This is a genomic window from Chloracidobacterium validum (assembly GCF_018304825.1).
Taxonomy (GTDB): domain Bacteria; phylum Acidobacteriota; class Blastocatellia; order Chloracidobacteriales; family Chloracidobacteriaceae; genus Chloracidobacterium; species Chloracidobacterium validum.
On the sequence record NZ_CP072649.1, the window covers coordinates 145151 to 170241 of the forward strand.

The following is a 25091-nucleotide window of genomic DNA, read 5'->3' on the forward strand; positions in this document are numbered from 1 at the left end:
GAACGAACCACCTGGGCAAAACCGACTGACAAAGTGCGTGGACAAACCGACGGCAGCCGCTCTTACTCAATAGTGTGACGGCGCGTGTTCCGCAAGGCTTCTTCCCCCGACCGGACCGGCGCGCAAATATGGTGCATTGGCGTCATGCGTTTGCTAACGTACGCGGTCGGTGTCACGTTCAATCCGGCGAGCCGTGACGCGCCAACGCCCTGCGGATGCCAAATGCTATGCTTCGCCCCTGGTGGCCATGCCTGCGCTGACTCTTGATGTCCCAGTTCTTTCACGCGCGTTGTCGCTTAGTGACAATGTCCGTCACTTACGGCGGTTTACGGTCGTTTCGGTCGCGTTGCTCCCCTTTCTCATCAGCTTTCTCCGTGACCGGCGGCGGTGGATCAGGTGGGGCGCGCCGCGCGTTCTGACCGAAGCGCAACATGCCCGCCGCGCCAAACGGCTCGTGGATACCTTCGCTCGGCTGGGCACGTCCTACATCAAGCTGTCGCAAATCCTCGCCGTGCGTGAAGACCTCGTGCCCAAAATCTACGCGCATGAGTTTGCCCGGCTGCTCGACCAGACGCCGGCCGCCGGGATGGATTATGTCAGCGGTGTCATCCGCCGCCGCACCGGAAAATCACCCGACGAACTATTCGACGACTTTGATCCCAAAGCCATCGCGTCCGCTTCGGTCGGGCAGGTGCACCGCGCGCGTTACAGGGGCATTGATGTCGTCGTGAAGATTCGCCGGCCGAACGTCGTCGAAACCATTACGCTCGACAATGCCATTCTCGGCACCCTGCTTGAATGGCTGCGCCCGTTTTTTGGCGAGCATTACCTGTACCGGGGTTTCGAGGTCCTCTTTGAGGAGTACAAGCGAATCGTCGTCGGTGAACTGGATTTCCGCACCGAGGCCCAAAACGCCGAACGCCTCCGCGCCCAGCAGCCACGCCATCCGCGCCTGGTCATCCCAGAGATCGCCCACGAGCTGACCCACGAAGACTTGCTGGTGATGGAGTTTTGCGAGGGCGTGCGGATTGACGCCGTCGAAACGATTCGGAGCTACGGCCTCGACCTGGGCGAACTGGTCGAGGCGCTGCTGGAAATCGTTTTTTCGCAACTGCTGGTGCATGGCTTTTTCCATGCCGATCCCCATCCGGGCAACATCCTGATCAACCGCCGGGGCGACATCATCCTGCTGGATTACGGCATGGTGGACGAACTCGACCCCGTGACCCGCGACCGCTTTCTCGGACTGATTCTGGCGGCGAATGCCAACCAGTACGACGACGTTGTCGCCAAGCTGTATGAGCTGGAAATGGTCGAGCCGAGCACGCCGGCCGAGCAACTGGCCTATGTGACGGAAACCATCATGAACCTGCGCCATCTGGCGCGCACGCACCAGCGCCAAGTCCAGCTCGCCGTCGAGCAGCTTTTCGATAAGACACGCATCCTGCACCACCTGCGCATGCCGCGTCAGATGGTTTACCTGTTTCGCATGGCGACGTTGATCGAAGGCGTGGCCATTCGATTCGACAACAACTTCGATAGCATCCGCGATGCCGTCCCCATTGCCAAGCGGGTTGGGTTCAAGCTCATTGCCCGCATCGTCCCGGCGGCCACGGCGCTGCGCTATGCCGCCGAGGTCTTTGCCGAGCGGTTCGATGCTTACTTGAGCCGCGTCATGCAGCGCAAGAAGGTCTCCTATGCCAAGGATTTCGTGCGTCGGATGTGGCAGGGCGCGCCGGTGAAAAGCGCCCTGCCATCACCGAACTCAACCCCGCGCCTGCCGCTCCCTTCCTGAGTCGCACCACCCCGTCCTGGCGGCCCGTCCGCGGTTGGCAACGAAAGTGCATCGAGACCCACGGGGCAACCAGACCCGGAAAAAAGCGCCCCGCAACCACCGCCAAAAGCGGTATATTCGAATCGTCACGGCAAGTTACCGCTCCTTCGCAAGAGACGCCGCACCTGATGACCCGCCCCGCGCTTACCTATTGGGATTACGTCAAGCTCGACGCAATCCACAACCTGCAATCCGAACGCCAGACCGAATGCTACGATGAGGTGATGTTCATCGCCGTCCACCAGCACTTCGAGTTCTGGTTTGCGCAAGTCATCCGGGACCTTCGGGAAATCATCCGGCAGCTCACGGGCGCGCCGCCCGAAGTCGCTTCGGCAGCGGCGCTCCTGCACCGCTGCAACCTTGAGTTTGGGCTGGCAACGCAGGGCTTCGACGTCATGAAGACACTGACCCGTGAAAGTTTTCTCGCCTTTCGGGGCGCGCTCCAGCACACGTCCGGTTTGCAAAGCGTGCAACTGACGGTGATCGAACTCCTCGTCGGGCGCGAGGCCGGAGAGTTATACCATCACCGCATTGACGGCCCCGGCATGCGTGATTTTCTGGCCCGCTACGGTGGCCCCGACGGGTTACTGTCTGCCGTCCTGGCGGAAGTGCGCCAAACCGGAAACCTGCGCCAGGCTTACGACCGGGTGGCGGCGGTGGCTCAACCGGCCGAACTGGCCGCGCTGCAACGGGAACTCGTGACCCTCGACCGGCAGTTGGCCGATTGGCGGCGGCGGCATGCCGAAACCGCCGCCAAGGTTCTGGGGCGCGACTTCAGCGAATCGGCCGGCACCGTTGGCAACACCCACTCGTGCCGTGACAACCTGGAGATTGGAAAACAGCATACTCGGCGCTACTTTGCCGATCTCGATGATCAGTTCACCGCGCTGGCTCAGGAGACCTCCGCATGATCACAACTCGCATTGCCACTGACCAGGCCCCGGCAGCCATTGGCCCCTATGCCCAAGCCGTGCAAGTTGGGCAGTTCGTTTTCACGTCGGGGCAAATCCCCCTCGACCCGGCCACGATGACCATCGTAGGGGACGACGCGGCGGCCCAAACCCGCCAGGTCCTCGATAACTTGGCGGCCGTCTTGCGGGCGGCGGGAAGTGACCTGGCGCATGTGGTCAAGACCACCGTGTTCCTCAAGGACATGAACGACTTCCAGGCGATGAACGACGTTTATGCCACGTTTTTCCCCAGCGCGCCGCCGGCTCGCTCGACCGTCGAGGTGGCGCGACTGCCAAAGGATGTGCGTGTGGAAATCGAGTGCATCGCCGTGATTCCGGCGTGAGTGGCAAGCGCAACCGTCGGTAACGCGCCGCGTCAGTAACTTGTTTACAGGCGGACGGCATCAGTATAGTGTTGCCCCGGCCAGCGTCACATCCCCCCACCATGGCGAGGCAAGCGTGGAAAAAAAGATTCTCATTTTGACCTCAGACACCGGCGGAGGTCACACCAGCGCTGCCCGCGCGCTGGAAGCCGGACTGACTAAAGTTGCTGAAGGTGTCAAGTTTCTCGTCCACACGGCCCATGCCCTTGAAGAGTGCAGCGCCGTGACCCGGATGGGCGGCAATCTCTACAACTTTCTGCTCCGCTCACACCAGAAGTACGTCAAGCACTATCACCGCTTCATCAACCGCTACCATCCTGAGCGGTGGGTGCTGATTGAACGGTACGCGAAGCCCTACCTCGAGCGCCTCTTTGAAAAGCATTGCCCGAACCTGATCGTCTCGGTGCATCCGATGTTGCAGTACCCGATTGCACGGCTGCTGCACGACCTCAACCTGAGCGGCAAGATTCCATTCGTCACCGTCGTGACCGACCCCTGTGGCAATTCGTGGCGGGGGTGGAGTGACGACTTCGTGGACCTCTACATCGTCGCTCACGAGCGCGCCAAGGCCGAACTGCTGGAATATGGCGTGGCGGAAGACCGGATTCGCGTCATCGGCATGCCGATTCACCCGAAGTTTCAGGAAGCCAATGCCCTTGACCCGAAGCTGCTGCGCAAGGAACTCGGACTCGACCCAGACAAGTTCACCGTCTTTGTCAATGCCGGCTGGATTGGCGGCGGGAACATCCCGCGCATCTATCGCTCGTTGGTCACGGCCGACCTCGACTTGCAGGTGGTGTTTTTGACGGGCAAAAACGCCCGCCTGGCCGATGAAGCCCAGGCGCTGGCGCGGCAGGCGCGCTTTCCCGTCAAGGTCCTCGGCTTTTCCAATCACATGGAGCGGCTGATGCGCGCTTCGGACGTGATGGTTTCCAAGCTCGGCGGCTTGACGACCTTTGAAGCGCTTGCCACGCGGCTCCCCATCATTGCCGATGCGGTGACGCCGCCGATGCCCCAGGAAGCCGGCACCGGCGCGCTGCTCGAAGAAAACAACGCCGGGTTGATGCTGCGCCGGGCCGAAGACATCGTGCCGACGCTGCGGCGCCTGCTCGACACGCCAAGCCGGCTGAAAGCCATGCGGGAAGCGGCGGCGGCGCTGGGCGTCCCAGATGCGACCCAGCGCATCGTGAATGAAATTTCAGCCCTCGTCCCCGCTCAGTCCTGAACCCCAAACGAACGGCTCACCATGTCGAAACTGCTCGAAGGCAAGGTGGCACTCGTCACGGGCGGCTCCCGCGGCATCGGCCGCGGCATCTGTGAAGTGTTTGCCCGCGAAGGCTGCGACATTGCCCTGAACTATCACACCAACGATGCGGCGGCCGAAGAAACCGCCGCGGTCATCCGCGCTCACGGACGGCGGGTTGTGACCTACCGGGCCTCGGTCGCCAACCGCCCGGCGATGAAGCAGGTCGTCCAGGCTGCCCTGGCGGACTTCGAGCGCATTGACATTCTCATCAACAATGCCGCCGTGAATCGTCCCGACCTGTTTCTGACCATGAGCGACAAAGCCTGGGATGAAGTCATGGGGGTCAACCTGCATGGGTTGTTCAACGTCACCAAACCGGTGTTCAAGCACATGGTGCGCCGCCGGTACGGGCGCATTTTGAACATCGGCTCCATCGGCGGCATCCGCACCGTGCCGACCAGCGTTCACTACGCCACGGCCAAGGCGGCGGTGGTCGGTTTCACGAAAATGCTGGCCCGCGAGGGCGCGGCCTTCGGCGTGTTGGTCAACGCCATTGCCGCCGGCATCTTCGACACTGACTTGGGCCATACGTTGCCGGAACGTTTTCGGGAAATCTACGAGATGTGGTGTTCGGTGGGGCGGCTGGGCAAGCCCCAAGAGCTTGGCGAACTGGCGGCCTTTCTCGTTTCCGACCGCAATGCCTACATGAACGGCGAAGTCATCATTCTCGACGGTGGGACGGTCACGTGACGCTGGAGGTCGCGCGGCGGCACCTGCTGGCGTGGTTTGACGGCCACCGGCGCAGTCTGCCCTGGCGCGCGACGACGGATGCCTATCGGTTGTGGGTAGCCGAAACGCTGGCCCAGCAAACCCAGGCCGCGCGGGCGGCCGAGTATTACCTGCGGTTTATTGCGCGCTTTCCGACGGTTCAGGCGCTGGCGGCGGCGGAGCTTGCGGAGGTGCTCAAGCACTGGGAAGGCCTGGGGTATTACCGGCGCGCCCAACGGCTCCACGCGGCCGCCAGACACATCTGCGCCCACGGGCAGGGAAGGCTGCCACGGTCGGCGGCCGAGTGGCGACGGTTGCCGGGCGTCGGGGACTACACCGCGGCGGCCGTGGCTTCGGTGGCCTTCGGCGAAGCGGTCCCCGCGATTGACGGCAATGTGCGCCGGGTGCTGGCGCGATACCGCGCCGCGGACATTGGCGCCAGCCTTGCCCGGCAGTCATCGGTCGTTCAGGCCACGGCGCAGGCGCTGGTTGACGGCGCGCGTCCGGGCGACATCAACCAGGCGCTCATGGAGCTGGGCGCGCTGGTGTGTCGGCCGCGCGCGCCCAAGTGCGCCGTCTGCCCGCTGGCCGTGGATTGCGCGGCCCGACGCCAGGGTGTGACAACGGACTACCCGCTCAAACCGCCGCGCAAGGCGCGACCGATCCGCCCCTTCGCCTGTTTGCTCGTGATGTGGCAGGGGCGCCGCTTGGTCGTCCGGCGCGATGAGACGGAGCTGCTCAGTGGGCTGTGGGAGTTCCCCACCATCCCCTGCCGGGATGGCGAGGACTACCAGGCCGCGGCCGCCCGCGGACTGCATGCCCTGGGCTTGGTTGGGCCGCCGCCCGTGGCCGGCCCAGTGGTGACGCACGACTTCACCCACTTTCGCCAGGCGCTTCAGGTGTTTTTCGTCGAGGTGGACGCGCCCGGTGACCTGCCGCAGACGGCAACCTGCTGGGCGACGCCGGAGATGCTCGCCGCCCTGCCGTTGACCCGGCTCGCCCGGCGTTTGGCCGACTGGACGGCGCCGGCCGCGGCCCCACGTCGTGACCTCGGCTCATAAAATCTTCGTCAGCCGGTTGAGCGTGTCCTGGAAATCGGCTTTTTCGCTGGTTGGCTGGCGCAGGAATTGGTTGACCGCGTCAATTTTCGAGATGGCGTAATCCGTTCGTTTGTCCTTGCCGCTCTTGTACGCGCCGATCAGGATGAGGTCTTTCTGCGACTCGTAGGCGTCCAGAATGTCCCGCAACTTCATCGCCTTGGCGGTGTGGTCTTTGTCGGCGACGGCCGTCATGACGCGGGAAACGGATTGGCGCACGTCAATGGCCGGATAGTGTCCGCCGGCCGCCAGCGCCCGCGAAAGCACGATGTGACCGTCGAGAATCGAGCGGGTTTCATCGGCAATCGGCTCGGTCATGTCGTCGCCTTCGACCAGCACGGTGTAAAACGCGGTGATCGAACCCCGCTGCGAGTTGCCCGTCCGTTCAAGCAGCTTTGGCAGCTCACTGAACACGGACGGCGGAAACCCGGCCCGGGCCGGCGGCTCGCCGGTCGCCAGACCGACCTCACGCAGGGCGCGGGCAAAGCGCGTGACGGAGTCCATCATCAGCAGCACTTTCTTGCCTTGATCGCGGAAGTATTCGGCAATGGCCGTTGCCACATGGGCTGCCTTGAGCCGCACCAGAGAAGGCTCATTGGACGTGGCCACGACGATGACCGACCGCTTGAGACCTTCCGGGCCAAGGTCGTGTTCGAGGAAGTCACGCACTTCGCGCCCGCGTTCGCCGATGAGCGCGATGACGTTGACTTCGGCCTCGGTGTTGCGGGCCAGCATGCCCAGCAAGGTGGACTTGCCGACGCCGGCGGCGGCAAACACGCCCACGCGCTGCCCTTCGCCGACCGTCAACGTCGCGTCAATGGCGCGCACGCCGGTCACGAACCGTTTGGTGACGCGCTGGCGTTTCATCGGGTCGGGCGGCCGCGCCGTGACGGCGACTTCGACCGCGTTCTGGATCGGCCCTTTGCCGTCCATCGGCTCGCCCAGGCCATCCAGGACGCGCCCCAGCAGCGCCTCCCCGACCCGCACCTTGAGCGAGCCGCCGGTCGAAATCACTTCCGCGCCCATGGTGACATCCTGCAACTCGCCCAGCGGCATGAGGATGATTTCCGAGCCGCGGAAACCGACGACTTCGGCCTTGAGGTCGTGGGCGCGGTGCGGCGACCGAATCAAGCAGAGTTCCTCGATGCGCGCACCCGGCACCGAGGCGCGGACCAACAACCCAACGAGTTCCGTGACCCGTCCACGTACTTCGACTGACGGCAGCCAGTCGAGCGCCTTGACGTAAGGTGACAAATCCAACTGCGCTGCTCCTGACATACTGATCGCTGAAACCTCCGGGCGACTTACTGTTTCCAAGATGGCGTCGAAGTCTGGCGCTTTGACCGGTGCTGCTTTCCCGTCGGCCTCGCCTGGCCGCAAAGGCTTTTTGTCTTGTGTGAAAGCCGCCGGGATGCGCTATTGTGCGCCACCAAACGAATACTATTCCAGCTCAAGGAAGCTCACACCATGTCGGCTGCCGTTGCGGATGCCTCTGAAGGGGCTATGTCAAGGAAGCAGTTTTTCGGCCACCCGATTGGCCTGATGACGCTGTTTTTCACCGAACTCTGGGAACGCTTCAGTTATTACGGCATGCGCGCCCTGCTCGTCCTGTACATGACGGCCAGTCATGAAAACGGCGGGCTGGGTTACTCCAACGCGCGCGCAGCGTTGGTTTATGGAACCTACACCTCGGCGGTGTACCTGTTGGCCATGCCCGGCGGCTGGGCCGCGGATCGGTTGCTAGGGCTGAAGTACGCCGTTTTCATCGGCGGCATCATCATCGCAGCCGGCCACTTCACCATGGCCTTCGAGTCGGAAACGGCCTTTTACACGGGTCTCGTCCTGATCGTGCTGGGCACGGGACTGCTCAAGCCGAACATCAGCGCCATCGTCGGTCGGCTGTACAAGCCGGATGACCAACGCCGGGACGCGGGCTTCTCGATTTTCTACATGGGCATCAACATCGGGGCCTTTCTCGCGCCGCTGGCCTGTGGCTTTTTGGCGCAGTCTGACACCTGGAAGGCAACCATCGCCGGTTGGGGCTTCCAGCCGAGCGCAAGCTGGCACTGGGGCTTTGCCGCCGCCGGCGTCGGCATGACGCTCGGACTGGTGCAGTACATCGTCGGGTTCAAGTACCTGGAAGGCGTCGGCGAGCGGCCGCCGCGTGACGACGGCGGACAAACGCCCGCGTGGCAGGGACTGGCAGCCTACCTAGGCGTGGCCATTGCTCTCTTTGCCGTCGTGGCCGGCCTCCAGCAACTGTATGGCGTCGTCGTCGCCCAGCTCGGCTCTGGGGCCGGCTACGGCTACATCGCGTTGGTGTTTGCCGGCATCATTGCCCTGGTGTGGTTTTCTTTCCTGCGCACACTGGCCGAAGACGAACTCAAACGCATGCTGGCCATTGTGTACTTCTTCCTGGCCTCGATTGTCTTCTGGGCGCTCTTCGAGCAGGCCGGGTCGAGCCTCAACCTCTACGCCGACCGACTGACGGACTGCCGCATCTTTGGCTTCGAGTTTCCGTCGAGCTACTTCCAATCGCTCAACGCCCTGTTCATCATTTTCCTCGCACCGGTCTTTGCCTGGCTCTGGGTTCAGTGGGGCGACCGGCAGCCATCCAGTCCGGCGAAATTTTCGGTCGGCATTTTGCTGGTCGGCGTCGGTTTCGTCGTGGCGGCGGTCGGGGTGGCGTTTCTGGGTGGGGGGCGGCTGAGTCCGTGGTGGCTCGTCGCCGTGTACCTCATCCACACGTTGGGCGAACTGTGCTTGAGTCCGGTCGGCCTGAGCACCATGACCAAACTCGCCCCGGAACGACTCAGCGGCCTGGTCATGGGAATCTGGTTTCTCGGACCGACCTTTGGCAACTACATCGGCGGCCTCATTGCCGGTCATTTCGACGAAACCCGCCCGGAAAGCGTCGGCGCGTTGTTTTACCAAGTGGCTGCGACCGGGATTGTCGTTTCGGTCGTGGCGTTTGTCCTCACACCGTTCATTCGCCGACTCATGGGTAATGTGCGTTGACCCGGCCTACGCCGTCGGCCGTGGCTTTCGACCGCACCGGATGGCAAGGAACTTGAACTGGTAGGTTTTGCGCATGAGCGTTGAGGCAAGGGCTTCGTTCGCAACACGTCGCCCGGTTGTGGCGCGCGTCCTGCGCGGGCTGCTGATCCTGTTCGCGTTGGCGGTGGTCGGCTATGTGGGCGCCGGCGCTTACTTCTACACGCGCCAACAGGGGATGGTCTTTCGCGCCGTGGCCCGCGAAGGGCGCGCGCGCCAGCGACTCGCGCCGCCGGTGGGCGCCACCTACGTGTCATTTCCGGCCGCAGGCGGCGAAACCATCACGGCGCTGTTCGGCCCGGCCCTGGACGCGGCCGGCGCAGCCGTCCTCCCAGACGCCGCCCGGCGTCCGACGCTGTTGTTTTTTTACGGCGTCGGCGAATATCTCAACTATCCGTTTCTGCGCCAGCAGATTGAGGTCTTTCGGCGGGCCGGTTTCAACGTCTTCGTGCCGGAATACATCGGGCTTGGCCTGAGCGGTGGCGAGCCGAGCGAAAACGGGCTGTATGAAACGGCCACGGCCGCCTATGCGCACCTGAAGCAGCGGCCGGATGTTGACCCCACACGCCTGTTCATCGCCGGGCACTCGCTGGGCGGGGCCCCGGCCATTGACCTGGCTGCGCGCGTCGAGTCGGCCGGCCTCATCACACTGGCGACGTTTACGACACTACCCGACATTGCCGCCGCGCGTTATCCGATGTTTCCGGCGCACTTCCTGACCCGGATTCGCTGTCCGAACATTGAAAAAATCGGGCGCGTTCGGGTTCCGGTGCTCATTCTCCACGCCGAAAACGACACGACCGTGCCACTGGCCATGGCCGAGGCGCTGGCGCGCTCCGCCTTTGACGGGGGCAACCGGCAGGTGATGCAGCTCACCCTGCCGGGCGGCAACCACGACACGACCTTTGCGCTGCCCGGTGGCGACGCCATCCGCGCCATGCAGGCCTTTGCCGGAGTGCCGCCGCTGCGCAAGTCCTCATCAGCCGCCGCTCAGGCCGACGGTGGCGGGGCTGCGTCTCCCTCGGCGGCCGTACGAAGCATGGCCGTTGGCGCGACGACGGCGGCGACGATGAACAAACAGTAGCCGATGGCCATGAGCACGGCACCGCGACTACCATACTGCCCACGGGAGAGAAAAAACGTCCAGAAGGTCGCCAGGGCGACTTCCACGACCGGCAGCAGCAGGAGGCGACGGTTGGCTACCGGGTCCAGCCCGATGAGGAAGTAGGCGGCGGCGACGACACACAGCGCAAGGCCATACTGCTGCGTCATGGCGGGGTCGCGGATTTCCCAGCTATAAAAACTTGCCGCGGCATCCTGGAAAAAAAGCGCCATCAGCCCATTGGCCAGCTCGACCCCGGCCAGGATGAAAAAAACTGCTTGAAGCCAGTAGCGGGCGTAGGTCGCCGACTTTGAAAGCGGTGGAGTGTTCGCTCGTTCCATGATTTCAAGCTACATTTCACCTTGACCGACGACAACGCCCCTTGCCGTCAGGTTAGTTTCTGTCGTTTTGCCAAACTGGAGTGATGCCCATGACCGAATCCCATGCCATCGAGTCTCACCAGCACGAAACCCGGCGCTTTCCGCCACCGTCCGATTTTGCCTCACGAGCGAATGTCACCCCGGAACTTGCCGCCCAGCTTTACGCCGAAGCCGAGGCGGATGTCGAGGCGTTCTGGGCCAAACAGGCGGCAACGCTGGACTGGATGACGCCCTGGACGCAAGTGCTCGACTGGAACCCACCCCACGCCAAATGGTTTGTCGGGGGAAAGCTCAACATTGCCGCCAACTGTCTGGACCGGCACTTGACGACCTGGCGCCGCACCAAGGCCGCCATCATCTGGGAAGGCGAGCCGGGCGACACCCGCACGTTGACCTACTGGGAACTCCACCGCGAAGTGTGCCGCTTTGCCAATGTGTTGAAAAAGTTCGGCATCCGGGCCGGCGACCGCGTGGCAATCTACATGCCGATGACGCCGGAAATTGCCATCGCCCTGCTGGCCTGCGCCCGGATTGGCGCGACGCATTCGGTGGTCTTCGGGGGATTCTCGGCCGAGGCGCTGCGCGACCGTATCAACGATGCCGGTTGCAAGCTCGTCGTCACGGCGGACGGCGCGTGGCGGCGCGGCACCGAAGTCCGGCTCAAACCCGCCGTGGATGCGGCGCTCGAACAGGCCCCGACGGTGCAAACCTGCATCGTCTTACGACGGACTGGCGCGAAGGTGGACATGCAGCCAGGCCGTGATCACTGGTGGCATGAAATGCTTGAAACGGTGAGCGATGACTGTCCGCCCGAGGCACTCGATGCGGAGCATCCGCTGTTTATCCTTTACACCAGCGGCACGACCGGCAAGCCGAAGGGGATTCTCCACACCACCGGCGGCTATCTGACGCAAGTCGCGGCAACGGCGAAGTGGGTGCTCGACCTCAAGGACGACGACGTGTATTGGTGTACGGCCGATGTCGGCTGGGTCACGGGACACAGCTACGTCGTCTATGGGCCGCTGGCCAACGGGGCAACGGTGATGATGTACGAGGGCGCGCCCAACCACCCAGAGCCGGATCGGTTCTGGCGCATCGTGGATCGCCACGGCGTGACGATGCTCTACACCGCGCCGACGGCCATCCGGGCCTTCATCCGGTGGGGCGAGCAGTGGGTTTTGAAACACCGTCTGGACAGCCTGCGTTTACTCGGTACGGTCGGCGAACCCATCAACCCGGAGGCGTGGATGTGGTATCGCCAGGTCGTTGGGAAAGGACGCTGCCCGATTGTGGATACCTGGTGGCAAACCGAAACCGGCGGCATGATGATTGCCCCGCTGCCGGGCGCGACGACCACCATGCCTGGCACGGCAACGCGGCCGTTGCCCGGCATTGGCGTGGAGATTCGCACCAAAGACGGCCAGCCAGTTGGAGCCAACGAAGGCGGCTACTTGGTGCTGACCCGTCCGTGGCCGGCCATGCTGCGCACCATCTGGGGCGATGATGACCGCTACCGGCGGCAGTACTGGAGCGAAATTGAAGGCGTGTATTTCGCCGGGGATGGCGCACGCCGCGACGAGCAGGGCAACTACTGGATCATGGGGCGCGTGGACGATGTCATCAACGTCAGCGGACACCGGCTGGGCACGGCCGAAATCGAAAGTGCCCTGGTGTCGCACGAAGCCGTGGCCGAAGCCGCCGTCGTCGGGCGACCGGACGAGCTGAAGGGATCGGCCATCGTGGCCTTTGTCACCCTGGAAAGCGGACGTTCGGGAGATGATGCGTTGCGGGCCGCGCTGCGCGAGCATGTGGCCAGGGAAATCGGGGCGCTGGCCAAGCCGGATGACATCCGTTTCACGGATGCGCTCCCGAAAACCCGCTCCGGCAAGATCATGCGCCGACTGCTGCGCGAGATTGCCGCCAGCGGCAATGTCGTCGGTGATGTGACGACGCTCGAAGATTTTTCGGTGCTGGAAAAACTCCGCGCCGATGAAGCATGAGGTGATGGCGTGATACGTAGCGGACAACGAAGCTGGTTGGGATGGCTCCTCAGCCTGGGTTTGGTGTGGTTTGGGAGCGTGACGGAAGCCACGGCGCAGGCGGTCCCCCAGCCGCACGTCAAGGCTGAACTCATTGCCGAAACGACGGCCATTCGGCCCGGAACCCCCGTCTGGGTTGCGATTCGCCTTGAACTCGAAGAGCACTGGCACACCTACTGGCGCAATCCGGGCGATTCCGGCCAGCCGACCTCGGTCAAGTGGACGCTCCCGCCTGGTTTTACGGCGGATGACATCCAGTGGCCGATCCCCAAGCGCATCGAAGTCAGCGGACTGGTCGGCTACGGCTACGAAACCGAAGCGCTGCATCTGGTTCGGATCACGCCACCGGCCGACCTGCCGGTTGGCAAGCCGGTGACGCTGGCAGGCAAAGTCAAATGGCTGGTGTGCAAGGAAGAATGTATTCCTGGCGAGGCTGAATTGAAGCTTGTCTTGCCTGTGACCGGCGACGTTCCCCCGCCTTCGACCTGGACCGAGGCGTTTTCCCGCGCCCGCGCCCAACTGCCGCTGGCAACGTCCGAATGGAAGCTGGGGGCCACGGTGGAAGGCGATGCGGTCGTGCTCTTGCTGAGTCCACCGACCCCTACCGAGGAACTGACGGAAGCCTCCTTTTTCCCCTTTGAGGAACTCGTCATCGAGGGGGCCGAACCGCAGAAGCTGACGCGCGTCAAAGGGGGCTATGTTCTGCGGATGACGCGCTCGAAAGTTGCCGAAAACCCGCCAACCCGGTTGGCCGGCGTGGTCGTGACCCCACAGGGCTGGCGCGGCGCGGGCACCGAACCGGGCCTGACGGTGGACGTTCCGGTAGAACCACCAACGGCCTTTGGCGACGCCCTCACGCCCACGGCCGGAACGACGGCGTCCAAGCCGTCCGGCGGCCAACCGCTTGGATGGATGGGCTTGTGGCTCACGCTTGGCGGCGCCTTTCTAGGTGGGCTGATTTTGAATCTCATGCCCTGTGTCCTGCCGGTCCTGTCCATCAAGGTGCTGGGCTTCGTTGAGCAGTCCAGGGCCGGCCGCGGGCAGGCCTGGCAGCACGGGCTCGTGTTCACGGCCGGGGTCGTCCTGTCGTTCTGGGCGTTGGCCGGGGTGTTGCTCGCCCTGCGCGCCGGCGGGCAGCAGTTGGGGTGGGGCTTTCAGTTGCAGGAGCCGGCCTTTGTGGCCTTCCTCGTGGCCGTGTTGTTTGTTTTCGGGCTGGTTTTATTCGGCGTTTTTGAAGTCGGCGTCGGACTGACCACGGTTGGCGGAACCGCCATGAACCGCGCCGGGTTGGCCGGGTCATTCTTCACCGGGGTATTGGCGACGGTCGTGGCCACGCCCTGTACGGCCCCGTTCATGGGCTCGGCGCTAGGGGTGGCGTTGGCACAACCGACCGCTATTGCGCTGTTGATTTTCACGGCCCTGGCCATCGGCATGGCCGCGCCCTACTTGGTGTTGGCCGCCGCGCCACAGCTTTTGCGCTTCGTGCCGAAGCCCGGCCCCTGGATGGAGAGCTTCAAGCAGTTCATGGGCTTCTTGCTCATGGGGTCGGTCGTCTGGCTGCTGTGGGTGTTGGGGCTGGAAGTCGGCGTGGATGGTTTGGCCCTGATGCTGGGCGTGATCGTTCTGATTGGACTGGGCGGCTGGATTTGGGGACGCTGGGGCAGCTACACCTACCCTGCCCTGACGCGCCGAATCGCCTTGGCGACGGCCGGCATCATCATCGTGGGTAGCAGTGTCTGGGGCGTTAGCGCGATCCATCAGCTTCCGCCGGTCGCCAGCGCCGCCGCCACCCAGCCGGAAGCAAAGTCGGGCAGCATTCGCTGGGAGCCATTTTCTCCGGCGCGGGTGACCGAGTTGCGGCGCGCCGGCAAGCCGGTCTTCGTGGACTTCACCGCTGCCTGGTGCCTCAGTTGCAAGGCCAATGAACGGGTTGCGCTCGAAACCGCCGAAGTGCGCGCCGAAATCGAACGGCGCGGGATTGTCATGGTCAAGGCTGACTGGACCAACCGCGACGAAAACATTACCCGCGCCCTGGCTGATTTTGGACGCAGTGGCGTGCCGCTCTACGTCTTCTATCCGCCCAACGGCAACGAGCCCAAAGTGCTCCCGGAAGTGCTGACGCCGGGCATTGTGCTGGAGGCTTTTCGGGAGACCTCCTAGGCGGGACGGTCGGCGCGTGGGTGTCCTGCCAAGGCGTCAAACGGGCCGCCGTCATCCGCGAACAAGCGCACGGGGTCGGCCACCGGCAAGGGGGTCGTGGTGACGAAGCCCTCGGCCGCGGAAACGCCGATCAGGCTGCCACGGTAGATGTCGGCCGCCCGGCGCTGCCGCAGAAAGTCGGCCGTCGAGAGATAGGTTTGCGGCCCTGGCCGGCCCGGCTGGTGAAGCTGTGAGGCATAAGCGCCGATAACGTCATACTTCGCCGCAAACTGCGCGCTGATGTCCACCAGAAAGCTCGGCACGATGGCCGGATTGAGCGGCGGCAAAAAATGAATCAAGGCCCGCGCCTGCCAGCGGGACAGACCGCTTTCGGCGTCATAGTTGGCCAGACGCGCATGATGGACCGCTGCCGCCACCAGGTGGGCCAGGCATTGGTGATCGGGGTGTTCTTCGGCCGGGTGGTGGGTGAAGACAAGGGTGGGGCGCGCTTGCCGGATGACGCGCACCAAGGCGCGGCGCGCCTGGTCGTCATGGCTGAAGTGGCCGTCGGGCCAGCCCAAGTTGACTCGAAATACCACGTCGAGCTGCGTTGCCGCGGCGGCAGCTTCGGCGGCCCGTTGCTGTGGCGTGCCGCGCGTCGCCAACTCGGCCCGGCTTGCGTCCACCAACCCGACACGATAGCCGCCGGCCGCAAGCTTGAGTAACGTGCCGGCCATCGCCAGCTCGATGTCGTCGGGATGCGCCCCAATCGCCAGGACGTCAACGGCGGACACCGTGTCCGCGACCTTCGAGGCTAGGCCAGGCGAGTCCGTCATCACTCCTCGGCTGGCTTGAAGTCCATGGAGATGGAGTTGATACAGTACCGCAGCCCGGTGGTTTCGCGTGGGCCGTCCTCAAAGACATGCCCAAGGTGTGAGCCGCACTGGGCGCACATGACTTCAACGCGCCGCATCCCGTGGCTGAGGTCTATCTCAGTGACGATGGCGTCGGAGCTGACCGGATTCCAGAAACTGGGCCAGCCCGATCCCGACTCGTACTTGGTGTCGGAGCTGAAGAGCGGCGCGCCGCACGCTACGCAGTGATAGGTTCCAGTCCGTTTTTCGCGGTAGAGCTTACCGGTAAAGGCGCGCTCCGTGCCTTTCAGACGGGTGACATAGTACTGCTCCGGCGTAAGCTGGGTTTGCCATTCGGCGTCGCTTTTCTGAATCGGAAACTGAGGCATACAAGTCATGAATCAACGCTTTCTGAGAAATTTTGTTCGCGTGACTGGATGGTGAGGCTTGTCAACCCGAATGGCATCTTTCATGTTCCCGTTCGCGCGCTCAAGCCAGCGCGACAGATCTTTTCCGGGAGGCGATGGCATGCTGCGAACCCGATGGCTCATCACCCTCTGGCTGGTCTGGGTCTTGGCCGGCCTGGCGACCACGCCGGCGCAGGACGTTGGGCCGCCAGTCGAAACCGGGGATTTTCGACCGAGTGAGTTGGTTGAGATCATCCGGCTCGACCCAACCATCAAGCTCGATATTCGTTACGCCACGGAAAACAACTTCGTTGGACGCCCAGTCTATACTGAAGCGCGGGCTTTTTTGCAGCGCCCGGCGGCTGAGGCGTTGGCGCAGGCGCATCGGTGGTTGCAGACCCACGGCTATGGCCTCGTGGTGTTTGATGGCTATCGGCCGTGGCGCGTCACGAAACTGTTCTGGGACTTGACGCCACCGGACAAGCGTGACTATGTAGCTGACCCGGCGAAGGGATCGCTGCACAACCGCGGTTGTGCCGTGGATGTCTCGCTCTACGACCTCAAAACCGGCGAACTCGTGACCATGCCGAGCGACTATGACGAGATGAGCGAGCGGGCGCACCCCGACTACGCGGGCGGCACGGAAGAACAACGCCGCTTGCGCGACCTGCTGCGCGCGGCAATGGAGCGTTTCGATTTCAAGGTGTACCGCTACGAGTGGTGGCACTTCGACTACAAGGACTGGCGGAAGTACCGCGTACAAGACATTCCCTTTGCCGAGATTCCGGTCGTCGAACTGCCGTCGCCCGACCCACCTTCACCCGCTTCTTTTCGGCCATGACCCCACTCAGTCCCGGCACCGTACTTCAACAGCGCTACACCGTCGTGAAGCTCCTCGGCAAGGGGGGAATGGGGGCGGTGTACCAGGCCACCGACAAGAAGTTTGGGAGTACGGTTGCCCTCAAGCAGATGATTGTCGCCGGCGAGGCGCTGGTCGCGGCGTTTGAGCGCGAAGCCATCTTGCTGAACGGTCTCCGGCACGCCGCGCTTCCAGTCGTTTTTGACCACTTTGCCGAGAGCGATGGGCAGTTCCTGGTCATGCAGTTCATCCCCGGCAAGGATTTGGCCGAACTACTGACGGCGCAGGGTGGACCTTTCGCGCTGGGGCAGGTCGCCAAGTGGGCCGACCAGTTGCTCGATGCCCTGGAATACCTGCACGGCCGCACCCCACCCATCATCCACCGCGACATCAAGCCACAAAACGTCAAGCTGACGCCCGAAGGCAGCATCGTTTTGCTGGATTTCGGCCTTGCCAAGGGTGATTTGTCCGGCGGCGGCGGCGAGCAGCGGAGTCTGGTGGGCTACACGCCGATTTTCGCCTCGCTGGAACAAATGCGGGGTCTGGCCACTGACCCACGCAGCGATCTCTATTCAGCTGCGGCGACGATTTACAGCCTTCTGACGGGGCAGCCTCCGGTAGATGCGCTGGCGCGGGCGGACATGCTGCTGGCGAGCAAGCCCGATCCCCTGCGGCTGGCTTGCGACCTCAATCCCCAGGTGCCACGCGCCGTAGCCGACATCGTGCAGCGCGCCATGGCGGTTTCACGCGAAGATCGGTTGCCTTCGGCCAAGGAGATGCGACGGCAACTCAAGGCAGCTTTCCGGGCCGTTCGGTCGGCAACTGATGAGCTTGACGCCACGGTTGTTCAGCCGCGCGTTGCGCCACCGCCGGCCCAGCCCATGCCGGCGTCGCCCAGTGGCCCGGTGTCGCCTGCCCCGGCTTCGAGTCGGTTCTGTGTCGCCTGTGGCGCGGCTTTGTCTGAGTCAGCAAAGTTCTGCATGAAGTGTGGGAAGCCAAATTCAGGCGTTCCGTCCTCACCAGTGCCACCACTGCGAACCGCGCCAATGCCCCCACCTCCGGTCGGGGCAATTGCCGGCGCACCTGGCCCGTCGGCGTCTCCTCTACCCACTGGCGCGTCCCTGGCGGGATCGCTCGCGGCCAGTGAGATTGTCCTGCTGTTTGGAGATTATTTTGCCCCACCGGCCGCCCTGCCCGACCCATGGACGAAGCTCCTGCACGTTCCGCTCCGGGTCAGCGCCGCGATTCTGGCCCAGGCTCTGTGGGCAGCGGCCTTTCTGGAGTGTGAGCGCCAGGGGGCGATCACACTCCAGCCAGTGAGTAACCCAGGTGGCGCGGCAGAGATGACCTATACGCTCAAGTCGCCGACGGTTGGGATGGCACCCTACAGCCTGGAAGCCAACATCGTCGAAATGGCGCAGCTTCGGTTGGGGCCGGGGCTTTCGGTCGCGGGGGCGGTGGCCGACATCGTGCGTTTTGATTCGCGCAACGCCTGGCGACATTCGGTCGGCATGGTCAAGTTGGGGCTGACACGCCGCAACTTACTGGCCATGACCGCCGCCAGTCTGCCCACGCCGTTCCCCATTGGACGTTTCGCGCTGACGCCCCACGTCATCGAACTTGCCCGGCGCAGCTCGCCAGAACCCGTCCAGCGCCTGCTCACGACAGCGCAGGGGCAGTCGGCGCGGTGGACGCTCCTGATTCAATCCATCAATGCCGGGCTTCAGCGCCGCACCAACCCAATGTTGACGCAGGTGCCAGAACTCGACCAGGACACTTGAACGAAGCGACCAGAGCGCCAGCCGCTGCGTCAAGTTCATGCGGCTTCATGCGGCCGATTTCAGTTTCCTGACACATGGCCGTCACATAACTCCCCTATACGAAAGCCCCGACATAAGGAATCACGCCTTACGTCCTGAATCGTCAAGGTTTACTCGCGCGGTTCAGCTTCTCGGCCGTGGTGTAGCCACCGCCACGCCGGATGTGTTGCCAGCCGATTCCGTATGGAAGGGGACTCAATGTCAAACGCAACCACGCTTAGTATCGTCAAGCCGGGAGAGGCTTTCAATCACGGATTGCGCACCGGCATTTCACTCCACTGCCACACCAAATTCTCGCGCGAAGTCCTCGACTTCATTCCCCACTACGCCGCGAACATTCCACTCATCGCCCAGCTTTTCGCCCGCCTGTGCCGGCGCTACGAGGCCGAGCATGGCCGTCCGCTGGACTTCACGAAAGCCTGGTGGACGCCCCCGGTGACGCCGCGCGTGCTGCACGATGCCGAAGTGCAGCACCTGGAAGCTACCTTGGGCGTGCGCGGGATCGTCTCCATCACCGACCACGACGAAATCGAAGCCTGCTGCGGGCTGCGCGCCACCGGCGAAGAGGTGCCCATTTCAACCGAATGGACTGTGCCGTTTGGCGTGGCCTACTTTCACATTGGCGTCCACAATCTCCCACCCGACCATGCGCGCGCCATTGCCAATGAGTTGTTTGCGTTCACCGAAGACCCGGCCGCACGCGACAAACCGGAGGTTCTTGAAGAGTTGTTTTCGATGCTCAATGCGCTTCCAGGCGTGTTGGTCGTTTTGAACCACCCCATCTGGGACATTGAAAACATCGGGCAGTCGAAGCACATGGCGGCGCTCGCGGCCTTTCTCGACCGCTACAAGCGGTGGCTGCACGCCCTGGAAATCAACGGCTTTCGGTCGTGGCGCGAAAACCTCGACGTGGCCCGCCTGGCCCGCGACCTCGACCTGCCCCTGGTGTCGGGCGGCGACCGCCACGGCTTGTCTCCAAATACCGTTGTGAACCTGACGGACGCCACGACGTTTGAGGAGATGGTCGAGGAAGTGCGCGTGGCCCGTCGGAGTCACGTCGTGGTGCTGCCGGAATACCAGGAGAACATGATGTTGCGTATCTTTGAAGCGGCGGCGCAAATCCTCGACCATTACCCGGATCATCCGGCCGGCCAGCGCCACTGGACGGAACGACTGTTCTTTTTGGATGAACGAGGCTGTCCCCGCTCGCTCCACGAAGGCTGGGCCAATCACAGTCCGGTATGGGCGCGCGTGGCGACTTGGGTGTTCCGGCAACTCGGACGCCGTCACTGGCGTCCAGCTTTGGAGAAGGTGCTCCCCAAACCCCAGCTTGAGTTGTTGAGTGAACAATGACGATTTGGTCAGCCTCCGCAGTACAAGCAGCGAACTGTGCCGGGGTGGCGCTGGCGCGCCAAGCCGTGCCGCCCTCACCGGCCGACACGGTGCGCGTGGCGCTTTTCCCCGACTCCTACCATGAAGCCAATGGCGTTGCGCGCACGTTCCGAACCCTGACGGATGTGGCGCGGCGGCGGCAGCTTCCACTGCTGATCGTCCGGTGCGGTAGCGCCGGCGCTGGACAACCGCCGGTTGCCGGCCCGCAATGTGACGGCTCCATCACGGCCGTTGAACTCCAGCGTGGCGGCTGGTCGTTCCCGCTGGATGCGGATTTGAACTTCGACCTGTGGCTCTGGCGCTATGCCCGCGAAGTCCGCGAGCAGGTCCGAGCGTTTCGTCCGCAGGTCATCCATGTGACCGGACCGAGTGACATTGGCCAACTGGGCGTTTATGTGGCGAAGTCGCTCCATCTCCCACTGGTGATGTCGTGGCACACGAACCTGCACGAATACGCCGGGCAGCGTTGGTCACGGTTGCTTGATTACGCTTTTGTTTCACCCTTGGTGCGGGAGCGAACCAGCCTCTGGGCTGAAACCCAATCGCTCTGGGCCACAATGAAGTTTTATGAATACGCCGATGTTTGTCTGGCGCCAAACCCCGAACTGGTCAAACTCGTGGCGCGGATGACCGGCAAGCCGACGTACCTGATGCAGCGCGGCATTGACCCCGAAGCGTTTCATCCGGCTTACCGGACTCGTCCCCTGGACGCGCCGGTTGTCCGCATCGGTTTTGTCGGCCGCCTCAGCACGGAAAAGAATGTCCGCTTCCTAGCCGAACTAGAACGGCGGCTGCTTTCCCAGGGCTTAACCCACATCGAGTTTCGCATCGTCGGCGCTGGAAGCGAGCGCGACTGGCTGGCGGCCAACCTCCAGACCGCGACTTTCGCGGGCGTCCAGCGTGGTGTGGCATTGGCCTGTGAGTATGCCGATTTTGATATTTTCGTTTTTCCCTCCCGGACGGATACGTACGGCAACGTCGTGCTCGAAGCCGCCGCGTCGGGCGTTCCCTGTGTCGTGACGGGGGATGGCGGGCCGAAGTTTCTGGTCGATCATGGGCAATCTGGATGGGTGGCCTCGGATGACGATGCGTTCGTGGCCGCCGTGGCCGACCTAGTGCGTTGGCCGGAGCATCGCCACCGGATGCGTGCGGCTGCACGGGCACAGGCTTCACGCGCCTCCTGGGAGGCGGTCTTGGATGAAGTCTGTCTCGCCTATGGGGTCGCTTGTGGAATGACATCGGCCGTGGTGGCAAAAAGTCAGCTCATTTGATTAAAAGTCCAATCCAAGGCCGGAAAAATTCTGGCTTTCTTTCGCCTTTTTTACGGCAACGTAACACCGGCATGGCATCTCTTGCGAAAGACCAAATGGCCGGCTGATTTACCCGCGGCTGCGTCCCGGCCAAAACTGCCTGATTGATACGGTGGTTGCTATGGTTGCTGTGAAGTGTGGAAACAATCTGATTTGGCGCGGCTGGCTGTGGCTGCCGGCACTCCTGAGTCTGGCGGCCGTGTCCCTGTCGGCGCCTGCCATGTCCCCGATGGCGCAGGATCGGGTGCTGTCAGATAGCGAAATCGTCTCGACCTTACGGGCGCTCCGTAGCGAGATGCTGGACCTGTTGGCGCAGGTCGCCGGCAAGGGGGCAACGATGACCCGTCCGAGTCGGCGGACGATGGACTTTGAGTCGTACCGTCGAACCTTCGAATCCTACAGCACCAAGATAGACGACAGCTATCGTCGCCTGGCAGCTTGTTATGCCCAGATTGACCGGATTTATCGAACCAACCCCAACTCGCCGCTCTACAAACAAATGGTGCAGACCTACCTGGATGCCAAGGGGGTTTTCGACAACCTCAAATCCACATTCGGCGCGCTCGAACCCCCAGAGCAAACCGTCACCGAAGCGGTGATTTCAAACGACCGCCGCCTCAATGAGCGCGTTTCCACATCGGTTCGCACCGCCGCTGCCCCGCCCGCGCCAGCCCAGGCCGCCAAAGAGATCATCGAAGCCGATGATTCACGCTTCATCGGGACGTTCGACGCAGTCGAAATGTTTTTGCTCGTGCGCGGCGACAGCGCCTGCTATGTGCTGTTTGGCTGGAAGGATGTGGTGGATGATGAAAATGGCCGGTCAACCGAAGAGTACCACTTATCCGTCGTCCGGTCTGAGACGTTTCCATTGACGCCAGTGATTCGGACGATGACCCCAGACCAGCACCTGGAGAATGCGCTGAAACTCAAGATAGCCGTGGTCGAGGCGCAAGGCGAAGTCCTGACCGACCTCAAGCAGTTTTTCGTGCGTACCAAATCGTACACTCGCGCCAACTAACCCAGCTTGATTTCGCGCCTGCCCTTCCACGCTGTTTTTTTCAACCTGTGTGTTCCAGGCACCTCGCTTCTCGCCCCAGACCTATCTGTTGGGGCGTCCCACAGGGCTATGTACGTGATAAAACAGGCAGGCTATACTTAGTCTTGCTTGATTAGGGAAAATTAATGTAGAGCCTGAAGATAAATTCAGCGATTTCTAATCTTTTTAGGGCCGGCGCGCACGTAGCGACATTGTGCTGGCTTGGCTGACCTTCAGGTTGTGAAGCTGGGGAAACCCTAGAGCGTCGAAAGGAGTACAGGATGCATCATCTGCTTTCTTTATTCAGGCATCGGCTGGCAGTGCAGGTGTGGGCGTTGTGGGTCGCGGTCGTGTCCACCTGGGTCGGGTTCGGGGCGGACAGGGCCTGGAGCCGCCCAGCTCCCCAGGGACAAATCATGGCGGACAGCGAAATTGTTTCGACCTTACGGGGGTTGCGCAGCGAGATGCTAGACCTGCTCGCCCAGGTGGCCGGCAAGGGGGCAACGGCGGGACGCTTGAGCCGCCGAACGATGGACTATGAAAACTATCGTCGGACATTCGAGGCCTACAATGGCAAGATCGAGGACTGTTATCGGCGCTTGGCGAGCTGCTACGCCCAGATTGATCGGGTGTATCGCACCAACCCCAACTCACCACTGTACAAATCTATGGTTCAGGCCTACCTCGATGCCAAAGGCGTGTTTGACAACCTCAAGTCAACCTTTAGCGCGGTGGAGCAGCCAGACGCCTTGCGCACCGAAGCGGTGGCTTCGACCGACCGGCGCCTGAACGAGCGGATTGCAACTTCGGCGCGGTCAGCCGCGCTCCCGCCGGCCCCGGCCGAAGCGGCAAAGGACATCATCGAGTCAGATGACTCCCGGTTCATCGGAACGTTTGATTCCGTTGAGATGTTCCTGCTCGTCAAAGGGGAGATGGCTTGCTACGTCATGTTTGGCTGGAAGGAAGTCGTGACCGATGATGAAGGCAAACCCAGTGAGCAGTTTCACCTTTCCGTTGTGCGTTCTGAAATGTTTCCCTTCACGTCGGCTGTTCGCTCCCTGACTCCGCCACAACATCTGGAAAATGCGCTGAAGCTCAAGATTGCAGCCGTTGATGCGCAGGGCGAGGTGTTGAGTGATCTGAATGAGTTCTTCGCGCGGACGAAGTCATACACCAAAATAAACTGAGTTACTGTGGCCGCGGGCGGCGACTGCGGCCGGTGAAGAATGGTAAGGCTCTCTGCACAGAGCCTTACCGTTTTCTATTTTGACTCCTATTTTGACGCGCCGGTGCGGTGCGTCAGAAGCAGGCAGAAACCAGTTTACAAGGTTGTCAATTTCGTGTTTCACTATGTGGCCGCCGATGATTACAGCCCAACTTACTGTTTTTTCATAGTAAGTCGCTTGATTTTCAGGTGAGATTGTGGGTTTGACTCCAAATCTTTCGAGGCTGCCTCCATGACGCACACTGTAAAGCCCTGCGCCGTCTGGCTGCGGATTCGCTTGCTCCGGTCTGTTATAGGAATATACGCTCTGGCCTGCTTACTGGCTACGTTGCCCTGCTTAGGCCTGTGGAGCGCACCAGTTCATGCCCAGTCTGGGGCTGTGCTTTCTGAGGCTGATCTGCTGGCTGTGCTGCAAAAATTCAAAGCAGAGATTGAAGAGATGCAAAAGCAGCTTGCGGCCTCGCCGCTCAACCAGTCGGTCAACCGTCGTGCGCTGCGTTATGACGAATACAGCACGTTACACGCAAGTTGGAGCGCGCGCCTTCAGGAGCGTTACGCCGTGCTGAATGGCTACTATGAGCAGGTCAACCGCATCTACCGAGCCAACCCCAATTCACGGCTTTACCTCGATGTGCGCAAAGCGTATGTGGATGCCAAAGCGTCCTTTGACGCACTGAACAGCGCCTTTGCGCAATGCGCCAAGCCCGAAGATACTCGCACCCCAACCATTGTTGTTACCGATGGCCGCCTCAATACCCACTTGACCAAGACGGTATCCACCGTCAAAACCGAAACCAACCCGGCGGTGGACATCAGTCGGGCGGATGAGCTGCGTTATATCGGGAAGTTCGACGCCGTTGAGCTCTACCTGCTGACACTCAATGGCATGGCGTGTTACGTCATGTACGGACTCCATGAACGCAAGGTGGATGACACTGGTCAAGTCATTGATGAGGTTGATTCACGGGTTGTTTTCTCGCAATCCTTCAAGGCTGAAACCGTTCAAAGTTTTACACCACAGGATCACCTTGATTATGTCCTCAAGCTTGATCTGACACCTGTCCAGGCTCAGATTGAAACCTGGCGCTTCATTACCGAGTCGCTGGCGCGCGCGAAAAGCTACGCCCGGGGAGACTGACGCCCAGCAACCGCCTTTGCCGAAGGAGCTACATATCTGGGCTACATATCTGGTCGAA

Annotated in this window: 21 protein-coding genes; 17 read left to right on the forward strand and 4 right to left on the reverse strand. The window is 62.4% G+C overall.

What is annotated here, in order from left to right; all coding sequences use genetic code 11:
• Positions 1 to 247 precede the first annotated feature (247 nt).
• The 6 genes from J8C06_RS11740 (at position 248) to mutY (ending at position 6242) form a co-directional block, all read left to right on the forward strand.
• On the forward strand, positions 248 to 1795 hold the full coding sequence (locus J8C06_RS11740) for an ABC1 kinase family protein (protein WP_211430350.1): 1548 nt from the start codon (positions 248 to 250) through the stop codon (positions 1793 to 1795).
• Positions 1723 to 2745, forward strand: coding sequence for a tryptophan 2,3-dioxygenase family protein (locus J8C06_RS11745; RefSeq protein WP_281423858.1), 1023 nt, complete (start codon positions 1723 to 1725; stop codon positions 2743 to 2745). Before J8C06_RS11740 ends, J8C06_RS11745 begins: the two co-directional genes overlap by 73 nt.
• Positions 2742 to 3128: a RidA family protein gene (locus J8C06_RS11750; RefSeq protein ID WP_281423859.1), complete on the forward strand. Its 387-nt coding sequence runs from the start codon at positions 2742 to 2744 to the stop codon at positions 3126 to 3128. The genes J8C06_RS11745 and J8C06_RS11750 overlap by 4 nt, the downstream gene beginning before the upstream one ends.
• A 115-nt stretch (positions 3129 to 3243) precedes the next feature.
• Positions 3244 to 4392: an MGDG synthase family glycosyltransferase gene (locus J8C06_RS11755; RefSeq protein WP_211430352.1), complete on the forward strand. Its 1149-nt coding sequence runs from the start codon at positions 3244 to 3246 to the stop codon at positions 4390 to 4392.
• 21 nt (positions 4393 to 4413) lie between these two features.
• A complete protein-coding gene (locus J8C06_RS11760; protein WP_211430353.1) occupies positions 4414 to 5163 on the forward strand; it encodes an SDR family oxidoreductase in 750 nt (249 codons plus the stop codon).
• Entirely contained in the window at positions 5160 to 6242 is a 1083-nt protein-coding gene (gene mutY, locus J8C06_RS11765; protein ID WP_211430354.1) for an A/G-specific adenine glycosylase, read from the forward strand. The genes J8C06_RS11760 and mutY overlap by 4 nt, the downstream gene beginning before the upstream one ends.
• Here the strand turns inward: mutY and sctN are convergent.
• Positions 6237 to 7556, reverse strand: coding sequence for a type III secretion system ATPase SctN (gene sctN, locus J8C06_RS11770; protein WP_211430355.1), 1320 nt, complete (start codon positions 7554 to 7556; stop codon positions 6237 to 6239). The genes mutY and sctN overlap by 6 nt on opposite strands.
• 189 nt (positions 7557 to 7745) lie before the next feature.
• On the opposite strand from sctN, the gene J8C06_RS11775 reads away from it, so the two are divergent.
• Positions 7746 to 9296: a peptide MFS transporter gene (locus J8C06_RS11775; RefSeq protein WP_246602143.1), complete on the forward strand. Its 1551-nt coding sequence runs from the start codon at positions 7746 to 7748 to the stop codon at positions 9294 to 9296.
• A gap of 73 nt (positions 9297 to 9369) precedes the next feature.
• Positions 9370 to 10416, forward strand: coding sequence for an alpha/beta hydrolase (locus J8C06_RS11780; RefSeq protein ID WP_211430356.1), 1047 nt, complete (start codon positions 9370 to 9372; stop codon positions 10414 to 10416).
• Here the strand turns inward: J8C06_RS11780 and J8C06_RS11785 are convergent.
• Complete coding sequence (locus J8C06_RS11785; protein WP_211430357.1) at positions 10323 to 10775, reverse strand: hypothetical protein; 453 nt, start codon at positions 10773 to 10775, stop codon at positions 10323 to 10325. The two genes, J8C06_RS11780 and J8C06_RS11785, sit on opposite strands and share 94 nt — an antisense overlap.
• Before the next feature lie 89 nt (positions 10776 to 10864).
• Between J8C06_RS11785 and acs the strand changes: the two genes are divergently transcribed.
• Both acs and J8C06_RS11795 read left to right on the forward strand, forming a co-directional pair.
• Positions 10865 to 12814: an acetate--CoA ligase gene (gene acs, locus J8C06_RS11790; RefSeq protein WP_211430358.1), complete on the forward strand. Its 1950-nt coding sequence runs from the start codon at positions 10865 to 10867 to the stop codon at positions 12812 to 12814.
• Between the two features lie 36 nt (positions 12815 to 12850).
• Positions 12851 to 15013, forward strand: coding sequence for a protein-disulfide reductase DsbD family protein (locus J8C06_RS11795; RefSeq protein WP_246602145.1), 2163 nt, complete (start codon positions 12851 to 12853; stop codon positions 15011 to 15013).
• On the opposite strand, the gene bshB1 is transcribed toward J8C06_RS11795, so the two are convergent.
• Both bshB1 and msrB read right to left on the reverse strand, forming a co-directional pair.
• The gene (bshB1, locus tag J8C06_RS11800; protein WP_211430360.1) at positions 15010 to 15828 is read right to left on the reverse strand and encodes a bacillithiol biosynthesis deacetylase BshB1; all 819 of its coding nucleotides are present in this window, start codon (positions 15826 to 15828) and stop codon (positions 15010 to 15012) included. The genes J8C06_RS11795 and bshB1 overlap by 4 nt on opposite strands.
• Complete coding sequence (msrB, locus tag J8C06_RS11805; protein ID WP_211430361.1) at positions 15828 to 16235, reverse strand: peptide-methionine (R)-S-oxide reductase MsrB; 408 nt, start codon at positions 16233 to 16235, stop codon at positions 15828 to 15830. The genes bshB1 and msrB overlap by 1 nt, the downstream gene beginning before the upstream one ends.
• A 139-nt stretch (positions 16236 to 16374) precedes the next feature.
• Here msrB and J8C06_RS11810 point away from each other — a divergent pair, with 139 nt between their 5' ends.
• The 7 genes from J8C06_RS11810 (at position 16375) to J8C06_RS11840 (ending at position 25033) form a co-directional block, all read left to right on the forward strand.
• Entirely contained in the window at positions 16375 to 17094 is a 720-nt protein-coding gene (locus J8C06_RS11810; RefSeq protein ID WP_211430362.1) for a M15 family metallopeptidase, read from the forward strand.
• Positions 17091 to 18893 (forward strand): protein kinase domain-containing protein, encoded by a 1803-nt coding sequence (locus J8C06_RS11815; RefSeq protein ID WP_211430363.1) that lies wholly within the window; start codon positions 17091 to 17093, stop codon positions 18891 to 18893. Before J8C06_RS11810 ends, J8C06_RS11815 begins: the two co-directional genes overlap by 4 nt.
• Before the next feature lie 237 nt (positions 18894 to 19130).
• Complete coding sequence (locus tag J8C06_RS11820; RefSeq protein ID WP_211430364.1) at positions 19131 to 20285, forward strand: PHP domain-containing protein; 1155 nt, start codon at positions 19131 to 19133, stop codon at positions 20283 to 20285.
• On the forward strand, positions 20282 to 21595 hold the full coding sequence (locus J8C06_RS11825) for a glycosyltransferase (protein WP_211430365.1): 1314 nt from the start codon (positions 20282 to 20284) through the stop codon (positions 21593 to 21595). The genes J8C06_RS11820 and J8C06_RS11825 overlap by 4 nt, the downstream gene beginning before the upstream one ends.
• 160 nt (positions 21596 to 21755) lie before the next feature.
• The gene (locus J8C06_RS11830; protein WP_246602146.1) at positions 21756 to 22652 is read left to right on the forward strand and encodes a hypothetical protein; all 897 of its coding nucleotides are present in this window, start codon (positions 21756 to 21758) and stop codon (positions 22650 to 22652) included.
• Between the two features lie 299 nt (positions 22653 to 22951).
• Positions 22952 to 23857 carry a hypothetical protein gene (locus J8C06_RS11835; RefSeq protein ID WP_246602147.1) on the forward strand — a complete coding sequence of 302 codons (906 nt, stop codon included), beginning with the start codon at positions 22952 to 22954 and terminating at the stop codon, positions 23855 to 23857.
• A gap of 270 nt (positions 23858 to 24127) precedes the next feature.
• Positions 24128 to 25033, forward strand: a complete 906-nt coding sequence (locus J8C06_RS11840; protein ID WP_211430366.1) for a hypothetical protein — start codon at positions 24128 to 24130, stop codon at positions 25031 to 25033.
• Positions 25034 to 25091: the final 58 nt, after the last annotated feature.

Coding starts and splice junctions, on each gene's coding strand:
- bshB1 (WP_211430360.1), bottom strand. CDS start 15,828: ATGACGGACTCGCCTGGCCTAGCCTCGAAGGTCGCGGACACGGTGTCC.
- J8C06_RS11835 (WP_246602147.1), top strand. CDS start 22,952: ATGCATCATCTGCTTTCTTTATTCAGGCATCGGCTGGCAGTGCAGGTG.
- acs (WP_211430358.1), top strand. CDS start 10,865: ATGACCGAATCCCATGCCATCGAGTCTCACCAGCACGAAACCCGGCGC.
- J8C06_RS11760 (WP_211430353.1), top strand. CDS start 4,414: ATGTCGAAACTGCTCGAAGGCAAGGTGGCACTCGTCACGGGCGGCTCC.
- J8C06_RS11830 (WP_246602146.1), top strand. CDS start 21,756: ATGGTTGCTGTGAAGTGTGGAAACAATCTGATTTGGCGCGGCTGGCTG.
- J8C06_RS11750 (WP_281423859.1), top strand. CDS start 2,742: ATGATCACAACTCGCATTGCCACTGACCAGGCCCCGGCAGCCATTGGC.
- sctN (WP_211430355.1), bottom strand. CDS start 7,556: ATGTCAGGAGCAGCGCAGTTGGATTTGTCACCTTACGTCAAGGCGCTC.
- J8C06_RS11775 (WP_246602143.1), top strand. CDS start 7,746: ATGTCGGCTGCCGTTGCGGATGCCTCTGAAGGGGCTATGTCAAGGAAG.
- J8C06_RS11740 (WP_211430350.1), top strand. CDS start 248: ATGCCTGCGCTGACTCTTGATGTCCCAGTTCTTTCACGCGCGTTGTCG.
- J8C06_RS11820 (WP_211430364.1), top strand. CDS start 19,131: ATGTCAAACGCAACCACGCTTAGTATCGTCAAGCCGGGAGAGGCTTTC.
- J8C06_RS11780 (WP_211430356.1), top strand. CDS start 9,370: ATGAGCGTTGAGGCAAGGGCTTCGTTCGCAACACGTCGCCCGGTTGTG.
- J8C06_RS11825 (WP_211430365.1), top strand. CDS start 20,282: ATGACGATTTGGTCAGCCTCCGCAGTACAAGCAGCGAACTGTGCCGGG.
- J8C06_RS11840 (WP_211430366.1), top strand. CDS start 24,128: ATGACGCACACTGTAAAGCCCTGCGCCGTCTGGCTGCGGATTCGCTTG.
- J8C06_RS11815 (WP_211430363.1), top strand. CDS start 17,091: ATGACCCCACTCAGTCCCGGCACCGTACTTCAACAGCGCTACACCGTC.
- msrB (WP_211430361.1), bottom strand. CDS start 16,235: ATGCCTCAGTTTCCGATTCAGAAAAGCGACGCCGAATGGCAAACCCAG.
- J8C06_RS11810 (WP_211430362.1), top strand. CDS start 16,375: ATGCTGCGAACCCGATGGCTCATCACCCTCTGGCTGGTCTGGGTCTTG.
- J8C06_RS11785 (WP_211430357.1), bottom strand. CDS start 10,775: ATGGAACGAGCGAACACTCCACCGCTTTCAAAGTCGGCGACCTACGCC.